This window comes from Actinoplanes subtropicus (genome assembly GCF_000721705.1).
Lineage (GTDB): Bacteria > Actinomycetota > Actinomycetes > Mycobacteriales > Micromonosporaceae > Actinoplanes > Actinoplanes subtropicus.
Window position 1 is genome coordinate 35,724 of the sequence record NZ_JOJL01000042.1, and the last position, 18,329, is coordinate 54,052.

The following is an 18,329-nucleotide window of genomic DNA, read 5'->3' on the forward strand; positions in this document are numbered from 1 at the left end:
ATGTCTCGGATAGCGGCCGGCCTGGCCGCAGTCGTCACCGTGGGCGCGGTCCTCGCCGTGGCCCCGCAGCCCGCCCTCGCCGCCAGTGGCTCCTTCACCGCACTCACCTACAACGTCGCCGGGCTCCCGGAGAGCCTGTCCAGCGCGCCGACCCCGCGCGACACCGCGACCACGGCCATCGGGCAGCGCCTCGGGCCGTACGACATCATCCACGTCCAGGAGGACTTCAACTACCACGCCTACCTGTACGCGGCCGACACGCACCCGTACCGGACACCGACCAGCGGCGGGGCCGGGATCGGCAGCGGGCTCAACTCGCTGTCGAACTACGCGTACGACGCCGACGACTTCGAGCGGGTGCACTGGAACTCGTGCCAGATCGACTCCGGCGACTGCCTGACCCCGAAGGGCTTCACCTTCATGCGGGAACGGCTCGCCGAGGGCGTCTACGTGGACTTCTACAACCTGCACACGAACGCGGGCACCAACTCGGGCGACCTGTCCTCGCGGGCGGACAACCTCAGTCAGCTGAGCTCGTTCATCGCGTCCCACTCGGCCGGGAACGCGGTGGTGGTCATGGGTGACACCAATACGCGGTACACCCGTACCGGGGACACGATCCTGTCCTTCGCCCAGAGCAACGGCCTCACCGACGCCTGGGTGCAGTTGGAGCGCGGCGGTGTGCCGCCGGCCATGGGGGCCGACCCGCTGCTCTGCGACGAGAACGCGATCACCGACACCTGCGAGGTGGTCGACAAGGTCCTCTACCGCAGCAGCAAGTTCGTCACGCTGAACGCCACCGCGTACCACAACCAGCACGCCGGCTTCCTCGAGGACTCGTCCGGGCTGATGCTCAGCGACCACGACCCGATCAGCGTGAAGTTCACCTGGTCGACGAACGCGGCGTTCCAGATGAGCGAGCAGTTCGGTGGCCCGCACGGCGACTACTACACCGACATCGACTCGGTTCCCGCGGCCGGCCGGCCCGGCGTGATCTCGATGCGGTCGGGCAGCCGGGTCGACCAGGTCGGGCTCACCCTGAGCAACGGCACGGTGCTCGTGCACGGCGGGACCGGCGGCACCGCGTCGTCGCTCACCCTGGGCAGCAACGAGTACGTGACCTCGGTGAAGCTCTGCGAGGGCAAGTACAACAACACCACCCGCATCTTCTACGCCCAGTTCACCACCAGCGCCGGCGACACCCTGGCCGGCGGCACCACCACGTCGGACTGCGTCACCCGCACCGCGCCCAGCGGCTGGCAGGTGGCCGGCTTCCAGGGCCGCTCGGGCGACGAGGTGGACAAGGTGGGGTTCATCTACACGCAACGCTGAGTCGTCCGGTCCGGGCCTCCGCGCCGGCGGGGGCCCGGCCGCTTCTGACCGATCACAGACAGGTACGTATCGCACGTTTCCCGGCGGAGTTACGGTGCGCGGGGGCGGTGTCGCCCCGCTGCCGCGCTTCTGGGGAGACGCCGTGCTCGCTGACGCCGGGAAAGAACAGGTGCTCGGCCCTTCGGCGCCGGTCGGGCTGGAGATTCCGGCCGTCGGGGTGCGGACCGGCGTGGTGCCGATCGGGTCGCGGCCGGAGCGGGCGCTCGACGTGCCGGCCGCCGGCGCGGACGAGCCGGTCGCCTGGGACCGCCGGTCGCCGGCGCCGGGGGAGCCCGGGTCCGCGGTGATGGCCGGGCATGCCGGCGCGGCCTTCTCCCGGCTGCGGCTGCTGCGCCCGGGCGACGAGATCGTGGTGCGCCGGGCCGACGGGGTGCTCGTCCGGTTCGTGGTGACCGGCGTCGGGCTCCACCCGCGCAAGGCGTTCCCGAACGAGCGGGTCTACGGCCCCCGCGACCATCCGGCCTTGACCCTGGTCACCCGCGGCGGCGGCGCCTACGGGAGCAACCTGGTGGTATACGCCCGCAGCGTCCCGGACTGACCTCAACCGCCGCCCGCGCTTTCCGACTCTGCGGGGGTGGAACCGCTACGCCGGATCCCGCCGCGGACCGGCGGGCTGCTGATCATCGCCGTCGCCGTGCTCTTCATCGGGCTCGAGCTGAACGACGTGCTCGGCGGCTGGGTGGCGGTCGGGATCGACTACCTGCCGCTGCGCAACGCGGCCCAGGCCCTGCTGGCCGGGCAGTCCGTCTTCACCGATCCGCTCTTCGTGTACCCGCCGACGGCCGCGGTGCTGCTGCTGCCGACCGCGCTCGGCTCGCTGACCGCCGGCTTCGTCGCCTGGGTGCTCGCCGGCCTCGCCGCGCTGCTGCTGGCGGCCGGGATCGTGGCCCGCCAGGCGCCGACGTCGCGCCGCCCGGCCATCTTCGGGATCGCGGTCATGGGCCTGCTCGGCGGGGTGATCGCGAACCGGTCGCTGTTCCTGGGCAACCTCAGCGAGCTGCTGGTGCCGGTCGCGGTGGGCGCGCTGCTCGCGTGCCGGCGCGGGCGGTGGGTGCTCGGCTGCGCACTGCTGGCGGCGTCGCTGCTGGTCAAGCCGTTGCTGGCGCCGCTGGTGCTGGTGCCGGCGCTGCACCGGCAATGGGGGCCGCTGGTGCGGACGATGCTGCCGGGCGGGGCGTTGCTGCTGCTCGCGGTGGGGCTGGTGCCCGGCGGGAAGGCCTTCCCGAGTGTGCTGCGCTACTGCCTCACCGGGACCAACCTGCACGGCGACAACGCGGTCAACAACCTGTCGCTGCGCGGCTGGGCGGAGGGGCGGCACGCGCCGTACGCGGTCGGGGTGGCGGCGGCCGTGGTGACGCTGGTGGCGGTGGTGCTAGTGGTGTACCGGGAGATGCGCGCGGGCGGGCGGCCGTCGCCGATCTGGCTGGGAGCGGTGCTGCTGTTCGGTACGTTTCTGGCCGGGGGGATCTCCGAGGTGCACTTCCTGCTGATCGGGTACGCGGTAGTCCTGCTGCACGTCGTCGTGGATCGGCCGCCGGTCCGGCCGTTCGTGCCGGGGCTGGCGCTGCTCGCGGCGCCGGCCGGATACCTGACGCTGCTGCTCGGGCGGACCGCGGACGGGCAGAGCTGGCTGGTTCTCGCCGAGCTTCTGGTGCTCGGGGCGCTGCTGGTCCGGCGTCCCGCGCCCGCCTTTGCCCTGGCGCCGGCGTGACGCTGCTGATCCGGTACCGCCGGGCGGTCGCGGCGCTGCTCGCCGCGCTCCTGGGACTGCTCACGCCGACCGCCACGCCGGATCTGGCGGACTTCGCGCGGGCCGGTGACCTGCTGCTGCGGGGGCGGTTCGGCGAGGTCTACGCCCAGCCGTGGAACCAGGCCGGCCCGGTGCAGCTGCTGATCAGCCGCCTGCTTACGGCCGGTGCGGCGCCGGACGGCACACCCTGGCCGCCGGTCGTGGCGGTGTGGTCGGCCGCCTTCGTGGCCGGCATCATGTGGCTCTGCCGCGGCGACCTGCGGCGGGAGGCGGCGGCCGGCCTCCTGGCCCTGCTCTGGGTGGCAGCGCCGCTGCCGTGGAACGGTCATCCCGCGGAGATCCTGGTGCCCGTGCTCTGGGCGTACGCCATGGTCTGTCACCGTCGCGGCCGTGATCTCTCGGCAGCGGGTCTTCTCGCGCTCGGCGTCGCGATCGCGCCCTGGGCGATCATCGGCATTCCGGCGCTGCTGGCCACGGGCCGGGCGTGGCGAGCGCTGGGCTTGGGAGCGCTCGCGGCCGTCCTGAGCGTGGCCTGGTACCTGCCGTGCGCGCTCACGGGGCACTTCGCGATGTTCCAGTACCGGTGGGCGGTCGCGCCCGGCACGGCCGCGTCGCTGCTCGGGCTGAGCACGGCCGGCTGGTGGCTGCGGCCCGCGCAGGGACTGGTCATGATCACCGGGGTGGCGCTGGCCGCGTGGCGGATGCGCGGCCGGCGGACGGCGATCGCGGTGGTGCCGCTGGCCGCCACGCTGCTGCGGGTGGCCACCGACCCGGTGGCGCATCCCTACTACTGGTACCCGGCGGCGGTGGCATCGCTGCTGCTCATCGCCCTGATGCGGCGGTGGGTGCCGGCGGCCGCGCTGGGCTACGCGGTGCTGCTCGGCGAGGCGGTGTCCTGGCCGCTGGCCGCCGGGCTGGCCTGTCTCGCGCTGCTGGTCGCGGTGACCGGAAAAACCCGGGCGCGGGTGGCAACCTTTCCGGGAGTTCCGGCCACTAGCCAGACATGTCGATCAAAGGACGGGCCCTGCTCGCCGGCGGGCTGGCCGTGACGGCCGCGGTGGCCGGCATCGGGCTGCTGGGCGGGCAGCCGTGGGCCTCGGCGGCCAGCAACATCAGCTACGACACCGGCAGCGGCCTGACCTTCGTGGTCGACTCGGCGAACGGGAACCTGACGTCGCTCAGGCACAACGGCACCGAGCTGGCCGCCCCTGGGCAGGCCGCCGGGCAGTTCGAGTCGGGCTGGAAGTCGGCGACCGTCACGAGCAAGACGTTCGGCAACGGCGCGATCCTGGTCAGTGCGGCGAACAGCGCGATCGGCGTGACCATGTACTACTTCGCCCGCAAGCACGACAACACGATCTACATCGCCACGAACATCACCAAGGCGCTGAACCCGGGGGAGGCCCGGTTCATCTCCCGGCTCAACCCGAAGATCCTGACCAGCTCGCCGGTGGCCGCGCGGACGGTCGGCAGCGTGAGCGCGGTCGAGGGCTCGGACGTCTTCCGGTTCGCCGACGGCACCACCGCGTCGAAGTTCTACAGCTCGCAGCGGCTGATCGTCGAGCAGCCGTTCGGCGCGAGCGGGAGCGGGCACGGGGTCTTCGTGCAGCCCGGCACCAACGAGATGACCTCCGGCGGGCCGTTCTTCCGGGACATCGAGGTCAACGACACCGGCTCGGCCGTGAACATCACCCACTACATGTTCAGCGGGCACTACCAGACCGAGTCGTTGCGGCTGGGGCTACACGGGCCGTACGCGCTGGCGGTCACCGGTGGGGCGCTGCCCACGGGGCACAGCCTGGACTTCCTGTCCGCGTACCTCCCCGGTCTGCTCTCCGACGCGCAGCGCGGCGGGGTGAGCGGGACGGCGCCGAGCGGCACGGTCGCGCTGGCCGGGCCGAACGGCCAGTACTGGGGGCCGGTCAAGGCCGGGAAGTTCCTGATCGGGCACATCCGGCCGGGTACGTACACGGCGACGCTCTACTCGGGTGAGCTGGCGGTCGGCGCGACCCAGCCGGTCACCGTGACGGCGGGCGCGACCGCGACGTTGGCGATGACCGGGTCGGCACCGGCCACCGGGAAGCTGCTGCAGATCGGGACGTTCGACGGCACGCCGGCCGGTTTCAAGAACGCCGACAAGATCGAGACGATGCACCCGTCCGACCCGCGGATGTCGGCGTGGACCGGGACGGCGACCTCGGCGGCGACGCTGCCGATGGCCGATTTCCAGTCGGTCAATTCGCCGGTCGCGCTGAGCTTTCCGCTCACGGCCGTTCCCGCCGCGGGCGTACGCGTACGGATCGCCACCACCGGAAGCTTCGCCGGGGCCCGGCCGGCCATCGCGATCGGCGGCTTCACCTCGCCGGCGTCCGCCTCGCCCGCCCCGGTCAACCTCGACTCGCGCGGCGTCACCCGCGGGACGTGGCGCGGGGTGAACGCGACGTACGTCTTCACGGTGCCGGGGAGCGCGCTGAAGACCGGCACGAACACGCTGTCCATCTCGGTGCTCAGCGGTAGCAGCGGCGCCACGTTCCTGAGCCCCAACTTCATCTTCGACGCGATCGCCATCGATCCCGCCTGACGTTTTTCCGCCCCCATGTCGCGGGCGGCGGTCCGGCGTCCCACGACCGGCCCGTCGCCCGCGCCTCTCGGTTGATCCCGCGCCTCTTCGTTGATCCCGCGCCTCTCGGTTGATCCCGTCCGATAGGTTGACGCCTGCCGATTTCCGTCGTCACCTGTCCCGGGGAGTCACATGTCCATGCAGTTCACCCGCCGCACCGCACTCGGGCTGGGCGCCGCCTCGGCCGCGCTCGCCATCGGCACGCCGGCCGAGGCCGCGCCGAGCGGGCCGGCCTGCATCAAGGCGACGTACGAGCGGGAGAAGGCGAAAGCGGGCGGCACCTGGCACTCCCATATCGCCGGCGTGGACGCGACCGGCACGCCGGTGCCGATCGTCGAGGACGACATCGACCACGTGACGCAGGGCTACAGCGTGCAGAAGCTCGCGGTGGCGACCGCCGTCATGGACAAGATCGACCGGGGTGAGCTGTCCCTCGGCCAGAAGCTCGACCTGCAGGCCGACATCATCCTCGGCGGCAGCGGCATCTACTTCCTGCACACCGTCTGGGGCGACGAGATCACCATCGCGAACTTCCTGACCGCGATGCTCCTGGTCTCCGACAACACGGCGGTCCGGATGTGCGGCCGGGTCGTGCCCGCCGCCGAGGTCAACGAGATCCTGGCCGCGAAGGGCTTCACCTACACCCGGGTCCAGCCGGTGGCCAACCCGAACCGGTTCTTCCTCGGCGTCACGACCCCACGCGAGATGCACGACCTGCTCTGGCGGCTGGCCACCAAGACGCTGCTGTCGCCGCAGTCGTGCACGTTCCTGCTGAGCATCACCCGCTGGATCAACGGCTACATGGACGGCGTCCGCCGGGTAATGTCGTCGGAGGAGCGGAGCCGGGTGGCCACCAAGTACGGCGCCGACTTCAACACCCTGGGCGCCTCCCGCCACGAGGCCGGCATCATGTTCGGTCCCGACGGCCTGCCCAAGCTGACGTACGCGATGTTCGCCGAGGGCCTGGGCGACCTGGACAACTACGGCTCGACCCACCCGGCGGTGCAGGCGCACGCGAAGCTGGGCCGCACCATGATGGACAACCTCCCGACCGGAGCGGCGGCGACCGCCCTCCGGTCGGCCCGCGCCGAACGCATCGAACCGTTCACCCCGAACAACGGCGGCTGACGGCGATCATGGATGGGGCCGGCCGCAACGAAGCCACCAGGGCGCTCGGTGCCGCACTGCGCAACCGGCGCCTGGCGCAAGGGATGTCGCTGCGGGCGCTGGCCAAGCGCGTCGGGCTGACCGCGCACGGCACGCTGGTCGACTACGAGCACGGCCGCCGCATCCCGCCGGAGGATCTGATCGTCGCCTGCGAGAAGGTCCTCGAGGTCGACGACGGCAGCCTGCGCCGGCTGCGCGTGGCCGCCCTGGCCGAGCGCGCCGGCCAGCAGTCGGCGCTGCTGCTCGCGTCCTCCGGCGCGTCCTCCGGTGCGTCCTCTGGTGCGTCCTCCGATGTGTCCTCCGGCGCGGGCGGGACGCGACCGCCGGAGGATGCGCCGGCGCCGGCGGCGGCCCGGCCGGCCCGCGGGTGGTGGCGCCGCTGGCCCGCCCTGGTCGCGGTGCTCGCGCTGCTGGCGGCCGGCCTGACCGCGGCGGCGTTCCGGCCGGGCGGTGGCCAGGGCACGCTCCGGTTCGGGTTCGAGAGCCCGCAGGACCGCTGGTCGATCCTGTGGGGCTCGCAGGCGGCGTCCGGCCGGGTCACCGATTCGCTGGCGTACGAGGGTGCGCACTCCTACGAGGTGAGCATCACCGGCGCCTCCGCCAAGGGCTATGTCGCCTTCGGCACCACGCACGGCCTGCGGAGCCTGCACAGCGGCATGCGGGTGACCATGCACCTGTGGACGTCGTACCCGAGCAACGGGGTGCGGTTCTTCGTCTACGATCCCGTTTCCCGGCCGGTGTGGGCGCCGGAGACGCCCGGCAACGGCAGCGAGGTGCCGATCTCCGGCGGCACCAGGTGGACGACGGTGACCTGGACGGTGCCGCCGGTGTCCGAGGTGGCGGGCATAGGCATCCAGCCGTACGCCGAGAACGACGTGCCGCGCGTCGTCGCCGTGGACGCGGTCAGCTGGTAGCGCCCGGTCCGTGCGGCCGGCTCAGGCCCGCGCGGCCGTGGACGACGTGCGCCCGGGTATTCCTTCTACCTGGACTCGGTGACCTGGTAGCGGCTCCACCGGTGGGTCAGGGGGCCGGCTCGGGGTGGCGGAGGTCGTGGTGGAGCTGGTGGCGGTGGGCGTCGCCATGGGCATCGCGGTGGGCGTCACGGTGGGCATCGCCGTGGGCATCGCGGTGGGCGTCGCGGTGGGCGTCACGGTGGGCCGAGCGGATGGCGTCGCCGCCGGCGCGTTTGGCCTCGTACATGGCCTGGTCGGCGCGGTGCAGGGCGTCGCCGAGGGCGGCCGCGGGGGCCGCCGCCACGCCGATGCTGATGGTGGCGGGGCAGTCCGGGAGGGCGCGGACGGCGGTCAGCATGCGGACGGCGACGCCGGCCGCGGCGGCGGGGGAGGCGTCCGGCAGCAGGACGCCGAACTCGTCGCCGCCGAGGCGGGCGATCAGGTCCTGGTCGCGGAGTTCGGCGGAGAGGGCGGCCGCGATCGCGCGCAGGGCCGTGTCGCCGGCCGGGTGGCCGTACGTGTCGTTGATCTGTTTGAACTTGTCGGTGTCGATGATCATCACGGTGACCGTGGTGGCGGCGGCGCCGGGCAGGGCCTGGGCCCGGCGGACCGCGCGGTCGAAGGCGCGGCGGTTGGCGATGCCGGTCAGCGGGTCCAGGTCGGCGGCGCGGGTGGCCTGCTCGTGCTTGGCGCGCAGCGCCTCCAGCGACTTCAGCGTCGCCGCGGTGTGCAGCGTGTGCTGGCGCTGGCGCCACAGGGCCGCGGCGAGCGTGTCGCCGTAGGCGAGGCCGGCCTCCGCGTCGGCCGAGCCGCGGGCCGCCAGCAGCACGGCGTGGGTGCGGTGGGTGGCGGCGGTGATCAGCCAGCCGGAGTCGGGCGGCAGCTTGGCGACCGCCTCCGCCATCACCGCCAGGGCCTCGTCGAGGCGGCCCGACCGCTTCAGCGCCACGGCCCGGAACGGCGCGCTGAAGGCGAGCATCGCCGGGCCGATCCCGCGGGCCAGCAGCGTGGCCGTGTGCCGCTCGATCGCCACCGCCGCCCCGGCCGGGTCGACCCGGTCGGCGCGCGAGCACGCGGCCATCAGCAGGGCCATCTCGCGCCAGGTCGCGGCCTCCGGGCCGGCGGACTCGGCCGCGGCGCGCAGCGCGAACCGCTCGGCGGACGCCGTGTGCTGCTTGGCCGCGGCGACCTCGCCGACCTGGTAGAGCTCGAGCGCCCAGTGCAGGTGCATCCCGGCGAGGTTGGACAGCCACATCGCCCGGTTGCCGTTCCGCTCGGGTGAGGCGGCGCTGAGCTCGTAGGCGGCCTCGTACTGCGGGCCGGCCAGCTCGTAGAGCCGCAGCTGGAGGTAGCCGGCCGCGATGCCGACCCGGGCGTTGACCGCGGCCACCGGGTCGGTCTCGCGCAGCAGGGCGGTCTCGGCGGCGGAGAGGTCGCGGAGCGCGGCGTCCACGTCGTACTCGTCGCCGTCCCGCTCGCCGAGCCGCAGCCGCTCGGAGGCGCGGGTGGCCAGGGCGCAGGCCCGCCAGCCGGGGCTGCCCTCGCGGTCGGCGGCGTGCAGCATGAGCTCGACCCCGTCGAGGACCGCCCGCAGGTCGCCCCGGACGATCAGCGCGACCACCCGCACGAAGTGCATCCCGGCCAGATCACCACCGGGCGTACGCAGCCCGGCCGTCACCTCGGCCAACACGGTGTCGGCCTCGCCGGCCCGTGCGCGTTCCAGCAAGCGCGCGGCCCGCCGCGAGGAGTCCTGCATGGGCGACGCTCCAATGCGATCAGCGACGGAACAACCACAGCAAGCGAAGCAGACTCGATCACCCGAGGGCAAGCGCTCGCTTAGTAACGGTCGTCCGGGAGCGGAAAGCAGACACGCGCCGGCGCGCGGGATCACCGAGGCAGGTCGCGCTTGACTACCTTTCCGGTGGCGTTCCGGGGGAGGGCGTCCAGGAACACGATGTCGCGGGGGACGCAGAAGCGGGCCCGGTTGGCCCGCACATAGGTGCGGATCGCCTCCGCCTCCAGGGCCGCCGCCTCCCGGAGGACGACGTAGGCGGCCAGGCGCTGGCCGTACTCGTCGTCGGGGACGCCGATCACGGCGCACTCCAGGACCTCGGGCAGGTCGGCGAGCAGGCCCTCGACCTCGGACGGGAAGACGTTCTCGCCGCCGGAGACGATCATGTCGTCCTCGCGGCCGTCCACGTAGACGCGGCCGGCCTCGTCGACGTGCCCCAGGTCGCCGGTGGCCAGCAGGCCGTCGCGCAACTCCCGCGAGCTGCCGTTGGTGTAGCCCTCGAAGAGCATCTCGTTGCCGACGAACAGCCGGCCGGTCGTGCCCGGCGGAACCGGGGAACCGTCCGGCCCGAGCACCGCCACCACCGTCCCGTGCGGGGGCCGGCCGGCCGTGTCCGGCGCGGCCCGCAGGTCGGCCGGGGTGGCGATCGACGCCCACGACGCCTCGGTCGAGCCGTACAGGTTGTAGAGGATGTCCCCGTAGCGGTCCATGAAGCGGGTCGCCAGCCCGCCCGGCAGCGCGGAGCCGCTGACCGCGGCGATCGAGAGCGCCGGGAGCGGGAGGCCGGGCTCCAGCTCCATCAGGCTCTGCAGCATGACCGGCACCGCGATCAGCGCCGTGCACTCCTGTTCCCGCATCAACTCGACGACCGGCGCCGGCTCGAACCGCCGCCGCAGCACAACCGTGGCCCGCAGCGCGAGCGCGATCTGCAGCCCCGCGAAGCCCCACGTGTGGAACAGCGGTGCCGCGATCATCATCCGCACCCCGGCCCGCAGCGGGATCCGGTCGATGATCGAGCACAGTGGGCTGAAGCCGCCGGGCGTCGGCCGCTGCGCCCCCTTCGGCATCCCGGTCGTCCCCGAGGTCAGCACGATCGTGCGCCCCGGCCGGGCCGGCGGCGACAAGACGGTCGCCGGCGACGACGAGATCAGCTCGGAGGTTCGCTCGATATCGATCGCTCCGGGGAATTCGGACAGAAGCGGGGCGAACTCGGGATCGTGCACCACCGACTTGAGCCCCTGAGCCTCGATGACCGCGGAAAGCTGCGCGGCCGACAACCCGGTATTGATCAGAACCGGATCCGCCCCGACCGACGCCGCCGCGACCAGCACGACGATCATGTCCGCCGAATTGCGGCACAGGACCCCGACCCGGTCGCCCGCCGAAATCGGCAGGGCCACGCCGAGCCGGGAAGACCGATCAAGCATTTCCCCGTACGTGTAGGAAGCCCCCGCGGAATCCACGACCGCGACCTGGGAAGGGGACCGGACCGCCGCCTGCCGCAGTTCCCCGGCGAGCCCGTAGCCCCACCGGCCCAGTTCGACGAATTGCTGCACAACCCGATGCGGCGGCCCCGGCCTCAACAGCCCGCGCCGCGCCATCGTGGCGATCACGAAGGGCGCGTCCACTACCTGATCTGCATTCCGGAGATGGCCCGGGAAATCACCAGCCGCTGGATCTCGCTGGTCCCCTCGAAAATCGTGTAGATCTTGGCGTCCCGGAACATCCGCTCGACCGGATGTTCGCGCAGATAGCCCGCCCCGCCCAGAATCTGCACCGCCTTCTCGGTGACCGCCACGGCCACCTCGCCGGCCTTCAGTTTGGACATCGACCCCTCGCCGGCGTCGAACGGCCGATCGTTGCGGCCCATCCACGCCGCCCGCCACACGAGCAGCCGGGCCGCATCGATCTCCATCTTCATGTCCGCGAGGGCGAAGGCGATCGCCTGGTTCTCGATGATCGGCCGCCCGAACTGCACCCGGTTCTTCGCGTATTCGAGCGCGTATTCGTACGCCGCCCGGGCGATGCCGATGGCTTGCGCCCCGACCGCCGGGCGGGACAACTCGAACGTCCGCATGGCCGCCTGCCGCGAGGCGCGCTGCCCCGACCGGGCCCGCTCCAGCCGCTCGTCCAGCGCTTCCTTGCCGCCGAGCAGGCAGTGCCCCGGCACCCGTACGTCATCGAGAAAGACGTCCGCGGTGTGCGAGGCCCGCAGCCCGAGCTTCTTCAGCTTCTTCGTGCCGACCAGGCCGGGCGTGCCCGGCGGCACGATGAACGCCGCCTGCCCGCGCGACCCGAGCGACGGGTCGACGGACGCCGTGACCACGTGCACGTTGGCTATGCCGCCGTTGGTCGCGTACGCCTTCTGCCCGTTGAGCACCCACTCGTCCTTGACGGCGTCGTACACCGCCCGGGACCGCATCGACCCGACGTCCGAACCCGCCTCCGGCTCGGTCGTGCAGAACGCCCCGACGGCCGGCTCGGCGGCGTCACCGAAGCACTGCGGCACCCATTCCACCAGCTGGTCCGGCGTGCCCGAGCCATAGATCGCCGCCACCGCCAGCGACGTACCGGAAATCGCCATCGCGATCCCGCCGTCGCCCCAGAACAGCTCCTCGTTCACCAGCGGCAGGCTGAGCCCGGACATGTCCGACCAGGTGTTCACGAGAAACTCGAACCCATAGAGCCCGATCTTTGCCGCCTCCTGCAGGATCGGCCAGGGCGTCTCCTCGCGTTCGTCCCATTCGGACGCCGCGGGCCGGATCACGCCCTCGGCGAATCCGTGCACCCAATCGCGCAGGTCGGTTTGTTCCTCATTGAGGTCGAGCCAGAACTCCATGCGCGCGGACACCCCTCGGACCGAGACGGATCGTACTCGCCGGTAACATTACGGTGGCGTAACCTGGCCCGCAAGATGCGGACGCTTTCCGTCCACCCGGAAATCCCATCCGTCCGAGCGCTCGGTGGCGGTGAATCCGACCGTCGCCGGCAGCAGTATCGGTTGCTTGAAGGAAACGTCCACGGTGTACGCCGCGGGCAGCCGTCCTTCGAGCGCCGCGACCGCCCGCGCCTTGGTCCACATGCCGTGCGCGATCGGCCGCGGAAAGCCGAACAGCTTCGCGCCGATCCGCGACGTGTGGATCGGGTTGTGATCGCCGGAGACCGCCGCGTAGTCGCCGCCGACCCGGGCCGGCACCTTCCAGACGGCCGTCGGCGCCGGCGCGGGCGGATGGTCCCGCTTCCCCTTGCTCTTCGACGAGCTTTTCGAGAGGTACGTCGAGACGCCGCTCCACACCTGTTCGCCGTCGACGCTCGCCGTCGCCAGGATGTCGAAGACCCGGCCCCGGTCGTGCGACCGCAAGTGCGAGGCACGCACCGTGAGGTCGAGGGTCGAGGAGGCGGAGAGCGGCCCGCGCACGGTGATCCGGTTCGCCACGTGCACGATGCCGACCGCCGGGAACGGGAAGTCCGACGCGGTCATCAGCGTCATCGCGAGGGGGAACGCCAGCACGTGCGGATAGGTCGCCGGCAGCGTGTCGGTGAGCCGGAACCCGCACACCCGGTCATATTGCGCGAGGTGCGCCGGAGAGACGGTGACCCCGCGCCGCACGATCTCCCGGTCGGGCAGCGCCGACCCGCGCCGCGACGGCAGCAGCCCGAGCGCCGCCTTCAGGTAGATGCCGGACGGATCCGAGGAGAGCTCGACCACGGCCATCGGTTCACGCCCCCAGCAGGCTCTGCCCGCAGACCCGCACCACGTTGCCGGTGACGGTCGCCGAGCCCGGCGACGCGTACCAGGAAATGGTCTCGGCCACGTCGATCGGCAGGCCGCCCTGGGACATGCTGTTCATCCGCCGGCCGGCCTCGCGCAGGAACAACGGCATCTTCGCGGTCATCGCGGTCTCGATGAAGCCGGGCGCCACCGCGTTGATCGTGATGTGCCGCGGGGCGAGCACCGGCGCCATCGACCGGACCAGCCCGATCACCCCGGCCTTGCTGGTGGCGTAGTTGGTCTGGCCGCGGTTGCCGGCGATCCCGGCGATCGAGGCCACCCCGATCAGCCGGCCGCCGGAGTTGATCAGGTTCTCCGAGAGCAGCAGGTCGTTGATCCGCTCCTGGCTGGACAGGTTGACGTCGAGCACCGAGTCCCACCGGCTCTCGTCCATCCGGGCGATCGTCTTGTCCCGGGTGATGCCGGCGTTGTGCACCAGGATGTCCAGCCCGGTGAGATGCCCGGCCAAACGGGAAGGCGCGTCCGGCGCGGTGAGGTCGAGCTGGATCGCCCGGCCGCGCACGTCGTTGGCCACGCCGGCGAGCGCGTCCCCGGCGCCCGGCACGTCCAGCGCGATCACCTCGGCGCCGTCCCGGGCGAGCACCCGGGCGATCGCCGCGCCGATGCCCCGGGCGGCGCCGGTGACCAGCGCGGTCTTCCCGGCGAGCGGGCGGTCCCAGTCGGCCGGGGCCGGCGCGCTGCCGGCGCCGACGTGGATGACCTGGCCCGAGACGTACGCGGACCGGCCGCTGAGCAGGAAGCGCAAGGTGGACTCGATGGCCTGCTCGCCGCCGGACTCGACGTAGACGAGCTGGCTGGTGATGCCGCGGCCGAACTCCTTGCCGATGCTGCGGGTCAGCCCTTCGAGGGCGCGCTGCGCGGTGGCCTCGCGCGGGGTGGCCGCGGAGGCTGGCGGCGTCCCCAGCACGACCACCCGGCCCGAGCTCCGCAGCGAGCGGGCGGCCGGGTGGAAATAGTCGTAGAGCGCGCGCAGCCCGGTCGAATCGGTGATCCCGGTCGCATCGAAGACGAGCGCTCCGTAGCGGGTCTGCTCATCGAAGGCTGTGGTGGTGTCGAACAGCTTGCCGATCACGTCCGCCAAGCGGCCGCCGGTCGCCGCGCCGAGCAGCACCGGGCCGTTCGTCAGCGGGTCGCCGACCTGGTACCGCCGCAGGCGGGGCGGATCGGGCAGCCCGAGCCGTTTGACGACGCCGCGGCCCACTCCAGAGTTCGCGAAGCTCGCGTATCTGTCTCCCATGCGCGTAGCCTACTCGCGAGTAGGGTTCCGAAGTGAAGGAGATTGTCGTGCAGAGCGTGCGTCGTGTCGCCGTGCTGGGTGGGAACCGGATCCCGTTCGCCCGCTCGAACAGCAAGTACGCCGAGGCCTCGAACCAGGACATGCTGACCGCCGCGCTGGACGGCCTGGTCGCCCGGTTCGGCCTGGCGGGGGAGCGGCTCGGCGAGGTGGTGGCCGGCGCCGTGCTCAAGCACTCCCGCGACTTCAACCTGACCCGCGAGACGGTGCTCGGCTCGCGGCTCGACCCGCGCACCCCGGCGTACGACATCCAGCAGGCCTGCGGCACCGGCCTGGAGGCGGCGATCCTGGTCGCCAACAAGATCGCGCTGAGCCAGATCGACGCCGGCGTGGCCGGCGGCGTGGACACCACGTCGGACGCGCCGCTGCAGCTCAACGAGGACATGCGGCGGGCGCTGCTGGCGCTCAACCGGGCCCGTACGCTGCCGGATCGGTTGAAGGCTGTGGCCCGGCTGCGTCCGCAGCAGGCGTTCCAGCCGGCCATCCCGCGCAACGCCGAGCCGCGCACCGGGCTGTCCATGGGCGACCACGCCGCGATCACCGCGCTCAAGTGGGGCGTCGCCCGCCAGGATCAGGACGAACTGGCACTCGCATCACACCAGCACCTGGCCGCGGCGTACGCAAACGGCTTCTTTGATGATCTTGTAACGCCGTATCTGGGGCTCACCCAGGACCAGAACCTGCGCGCCGACACCACGATCGAGAAGCTGGCCAAGCTCAAGCCGGTCTTCGGCAAGGAGGAGGCGACGATGACCGCGGGCAATTCGTCGCCGCTGACCGACGGCGCCTCGACCGTGCTCTTGGCGAGTGAGGAGTGGGCCGAGCAGCGCAAACTGCCGGTGCAGGCGTGGTTCGTGGACGCCGAGGACGCCGCGGTCGACTTCGTGCACGGCGAGGAGGGGCTGCTGATGGCTCCGGCGTACGCGGTCCCGAGGCTGTTGGCCCGTAACGGCCTGAGCCTGCAGGACTTCGACTTCTACGAGATCCACGAGGCGTTCGCGTCGCAGGTCCTCGCGACCCTCGCGGCCTGGGAGTCGCCGTCGTTCTGCAAGGAGAAGCTCGGCCTGGACGCGCCGCTCGGCTCGATCGACCGGGCCAAGCTCAACGTCAACGGCTCCTCGCTCGCCGCCGGCCACCCGTTCGCGGCCACCGGCGGCCGGATCGTCGCCACCCTGGCCAAGCTGCTGGCCGAGAAGGGCTCCGGCCGCGGCCTGATCTCGATCTGCGCGGCCGGCGGTCAGGGCGTGGTGGCCATCCTGGAGCGCTGAGCGAGGACGGTCGCGAACTCGGCCGGCGGCATCGGCTTGCCGAACAGGTAACCCTGCAGATGCGGGCAGCCGGCCTCGCGCAGCGCGTGCCAGTCGGCCTCCTCCTCGACGCCCTCGGCCACCGCCGACATGCCCAGCGACCCGGCCAGCCACAGCACGGCCTGGATGATCGAGGCCTTGCGGGCGTCGGCGGACAGCCCGGCCACGAACGAGCGGTCCAGCTTCACGATGTCCGCGGGCACCGACTGCAGCCAGGTCAGCGAGCTGTAGCCGGTGCCGAAGTCGTCGAGCGCCAGGCGTACGCCCAAGGTCTTGATCGCCGCCAGCCGCTCGTGGACGTCGACCGAGGCGGCCAGCAGTGCGGTCTCGGTGATCTCCAGGACCAGCCGGTGCGGATCGATGCCCGGGTTGGCGGCGAGCAGGCCGGCGAGCAGCGGCACGAAGCCCGGCTCGCCCAGCTGGCGCGGGCTCACGTTGACCGACACGTAGCCCAGCCGGTCACGCCAGGCCACCAGGTGGCGCAGTGCCTCGGTCAGCACGTGCTCGCCGAGCGGCACGACCAGCCCGGTCTCCTCGGCGGCCGGCACGAAGCCGGCCGGGCCGTGCCGGACCCCATCGGGCGTACGCATCCGGACCAGTGTCTCGGCGCCCATGATTTCGCCGGTCGACGCCGAGACGATCGGCTGGAACCAGACCGGCAGCGTCTCCCGGCGGTCCCCGTTCAGCGCCTCGCGCAGCAGCTTCTCGGCCGCGATCCGGCCCTGCACGGCGATCCGCATCCGGTCGCTGAAGACCTTGATCCGGTTGCCGCCACCGCGCTTGGCCGCGTACATGGCGGTGTCCGCGGAGAGCACCGCGTCCTCCGCCCGGCCCGCGTCGCTGGCCACGGCCAGGCCCACGCTCGCCGACAGGGCCAGCACGTGGCCGTCGACCGGGGTCGGCTCGGCGAGCTCGGCGACGATCGCGTGCCCCAGCGCCACGCCCGCCTCGAGGTCGCCCGGCAGCGCCACCACGAACTCGTCGCCGCCGAAGCGGGCCAGCAGAGCGACGCACGGCGCCAGGCCGCGCAGCCGGGCCGCGATCGAGCGCAGCACCAGGTCGCCGGCCGCGTGCCCGGAGCCGTCGTTGACCGACTTGAACCGGTCCACGTCCAGGTAGAGGATGCTGGCCGGGCCGGGCGTGGCCGCCATCATCGCCGCCAGGTCCTGCTCGAAGCCCTGGCGGGAGAGCAGCCCGGTGAGCGCGTCGTGCCGCAGCTGGTGGCGCAGCTCCTCCTCCTGGCGCCGGGTGACGGTCACGTCGACGTTGTGCGCGACCATCAGCCGTACGCGGCCGGCCTTGTCGTGCAGCGCGGTGCCGTGCACCTCCACCCACATGGTCGAGCCGTCGTCGTGCCGGCGGTAGGCGCGGGTCTGCGTTTTCGTGCGGCCGGCGACCATCTCGTCGAACAGCGGCGGCAGGCCCTCGATCGCGGTGAGCGGCAGGTCCCGGACGGTGAAGCCGGGCGGCAGCACCTCGGGCAGGCCCAGCCATCGCCGGTAGGCCGCGTTGGTACGCAGCAGCCGGCCGTCCGGCGCGAACATCGCCATCGGCACCGGCGTCTCGTCGAACGCCGCGGTCAGCTGGGCCTGGGAGTCGTCCAGGTTCTCCTGCGCCCGGCGTTCCTCGGCCGTGGTCAGGTACCAGCCGGCCACCTGGAAGGAGGCGGCAATCAAGAGCGCCACGCCGTGCAGCGCCGCGGTGAGCGGCGGGTCCGGCCGGCCGGTGACGACCGTCGTGGCGACCAGGAAGACCCCGAACGGCGCCCAGTCCCGGTACAGGGCGAGCGCCGCCAGCACGATGTAGAAGGCGAAACGGGCCTCGGGGCGGCCGTGGCACATGGCGACGAGGCCGCCGCAGCCCACGGTGAAACCGAGCGCCACCGCGACCGACGGCGGCCGGCGGCCGGGCAGCCGGGCCGCGGCGAGCACGCAGGGCAGCACCAGCAGCACCGTGACCAGCCACGGCCCGGCCAGGCCGCCGCCGAGGAACGCGCCGAAAATCGTTGGACCGATGACGGTGGCGGCGAGCAGCATGGTCAGCAGCCGATGGCGGCGAGCCCAATCGTCGTCGCCGAGCCGGCCCGCGTTGCGCAGCCAGCCGAGCCTCCCGGTCGTCACGTGTTGTTGATCGGCGCGTCATCCGTGCGGAACAGGATCCGGCCGGTAGCAGGTGGGTTGCCTCACATTCCGATACGGAGACGTTCCGTTTCGCTTCCCGGGGGCCTAGGGTCTTCTTCGGATACGGAACCGTCTCGTTTC

14 protein-coding genes are annotated in these 18,329 nt (G+C 72.3%); 8 read left to right on the forward strand and 6 right to left on the reverse strand.

All coding sequences use genetic code 11. The features are described 5' to 3' along the window. From IH26_RS0143450 to IH26_RS0143480, 7 genes are all read left to right on the forward strand, one after another. Complete coding sequence (locus IH26_RS0143450) at positions 1-1,332, forward strand: jacalin-like lectin (RefSeq protein WP_030442158.1); 1,332 nt, start codon at positions 1-3, stop codon at positions 1,330-1,332. A gap of 142 nt (positions 1,333-1,474) precedes the next feature. Further along, entirely contained in the window at positions 1,475-1,930 is a 456-nt protein-coding gene (locus IH26_RS0143455; RefSeq protein ID WP_051809589.1) for a sortase domain-containing protein, read from the forward strand. Positions 1,931-1,966: 36 nt separating this feature from the next. Beyond that, the gene (locus IH26_RS0143460; RefSeq protein ID WP_030442160.1) at positions 1,967-3,103 is read left to right on the forward strand and encodes a glycosyltransferase family 87 protein; all 1,137 of its coding nucleotides are present in this window, start codon (positions 1,967-1,969) and stop codon (positions 3,101-3,103) included. Beyond that, positions 3,100-4,191: a hypothetical protein gene (locus IH26_RS0143465; RefSeq protein WP_030442161.1), complete on the forward strand. Its 1,092-nt coding sequence runs from the start codon at positions 3,100-3,102 to the stop codon at positions 4,189-4,191. Before IH26_RS0143460 ends, IH26_RS0143465 begins: the two co-directional genes overlap by 4 nt. Then, a complete protein-coding gene (locus IH26_RS0143470) occupies positions 4,146-5,723 on the forward strand; it encodes a rhamnogalacturonan lyase B N-terminal domain-containing protein (RefSeq protein ID WP_030442162.1) in 1,578 nt (525 codons plus the stop codon). Before IH26_RS0143465 ends, IH26_RS0143470 begins: the two co-directional genes overlap by 46 nt. 171 nt (positions 5,724-5,894) lie before the next feature. Next, positions 5,895-6,890, forward strand: a complete 996-nt coding sequence (locus IH26_RS0143475) for a serine hydrolase (RefSeq protein ID WP_030442163.1) — start codon at positions 5,895-5,897, stop codon at positions 6,888-6,890. An 8-nt stretch (positions 6,891-6,898) separates the two neighbouring features. Continuing rightward, entirely contained in the window at positions 6,899-7,843 is a 945-nt protein-coding gene (locus IH26_RS0143480; RefSeq protein ID WP_030442164.1) for a helix-turn-helix domain-containing protein, read from the forward strand. A 106-nt stretch (positions 7,844-7,949) separates the two neighbouring features. On the opposite strand, the gene IH26_RS0143485 is transcribed toward IH26_RS0143480, so the two are convergent. The 5 genes from IH26_RS0143485 to IH26_RS0143505 all read right to left on the reverse strand — a co-directional run bounded on the left by IH26_RS0143485 (position 7,950) and on the right by IH26_RS0143505 (position 14,704). Further along, positions 7,950-9,638 (reverse strand): GGDEF domain-containing protein, encoded by a 1,689-nt coding sequence (locus IH26_RS0143485; protein ID WP_084599624.1) that lies wholly within the window; start codon positions 9,636-9,638, stop codon positions 7,950-7,952. Positions 9,639-9,769: 131 nt separating this feature from the next. Next, positions 9,770-11,302, reverse strand: a complete 1,533-nt coding sequence (locus tag IH26_RS0143490; RefSeq protein WP_030442166.1) for an AMP-binding protein — start codon at positions 11,300-11,302, stop codon at positions 9,770-9,772. Next, a complete protein-coding gene (locus tag IH26_RS0143495) occupies positions 11,302-12,513 on the reverse strand; it encodes an acyl-CoA dehydrogenase family protein (RefSeq protein WP_030442167.1) in 1,212 nt (403 codons plus the stop codon). Before IH26_RS0143495 ends, IH26_RS0143490 begins: the two co-directional genes overlap by 1 nt. Before the next feature lie 48 nt (positions 12,514-12,561). Then, positions 12,562-13,389, reverse strand: coding sequence for a MaoC family dehydratase (locus IH26_RS0143500; protein ID WP_030442168.1), 828 nt, complete (start codon positions 13,387-13,389; stop codon positions 12,562-12,564). A gap of 4 nt (positions 13,390-13,393) precedes the next feature. Beyond that, positions 13,394-14,704 carry a 3-oxoacyl-ACP reductase gene (locus tag IH26_RS0143505; protein WP_030442169.1) on the reverse strand — a complete coding sequence of 437 codons (1,311 nt, stop codon included), beginning with the start codon at positions 14,702-14,704 and terminating at the stop codon, positions 13,394-13,396. 47 nt (positions 14,705-14,751) lie between these two features. Between IH26_RS0143505 and IH26_RS0143510 the strand changes: the two genes are divergently transcribed. Next, positions 14,752-16,029 (forward strand): acetyl-CoA C-acetyltransferase, encoded by a 1,278-nt coding sequence (locus IH26_RS0143510; protein ID WP_030442170.1) that lies wholly within the window; start codon positions 14,752-14,754, stop codon positions 16,027-16,029. Here IH26_RS0143510 and IH26_RS0143515 read toward each other — a convergent pair. Further along, positions 15,999-18,188 carry a putative bifunctional diguanylate cyclase/phosphodiesterase gene (locus IH26_RS0143515; protein WP_030442171.1) on the reverse strand — a complete coding sequence of 730 codons (2,190 nt, stop codon included), beginning with the start codon at positions 18,186-18,188 and terminating at the stop codon, positions 15,999-16,001. The genes IH26_RS0143510 and IH26_RS0143515 overlap by 31 nt on opposite strands. Positions 18,189-18,329 lie beyond the last annotated feature (141 nt).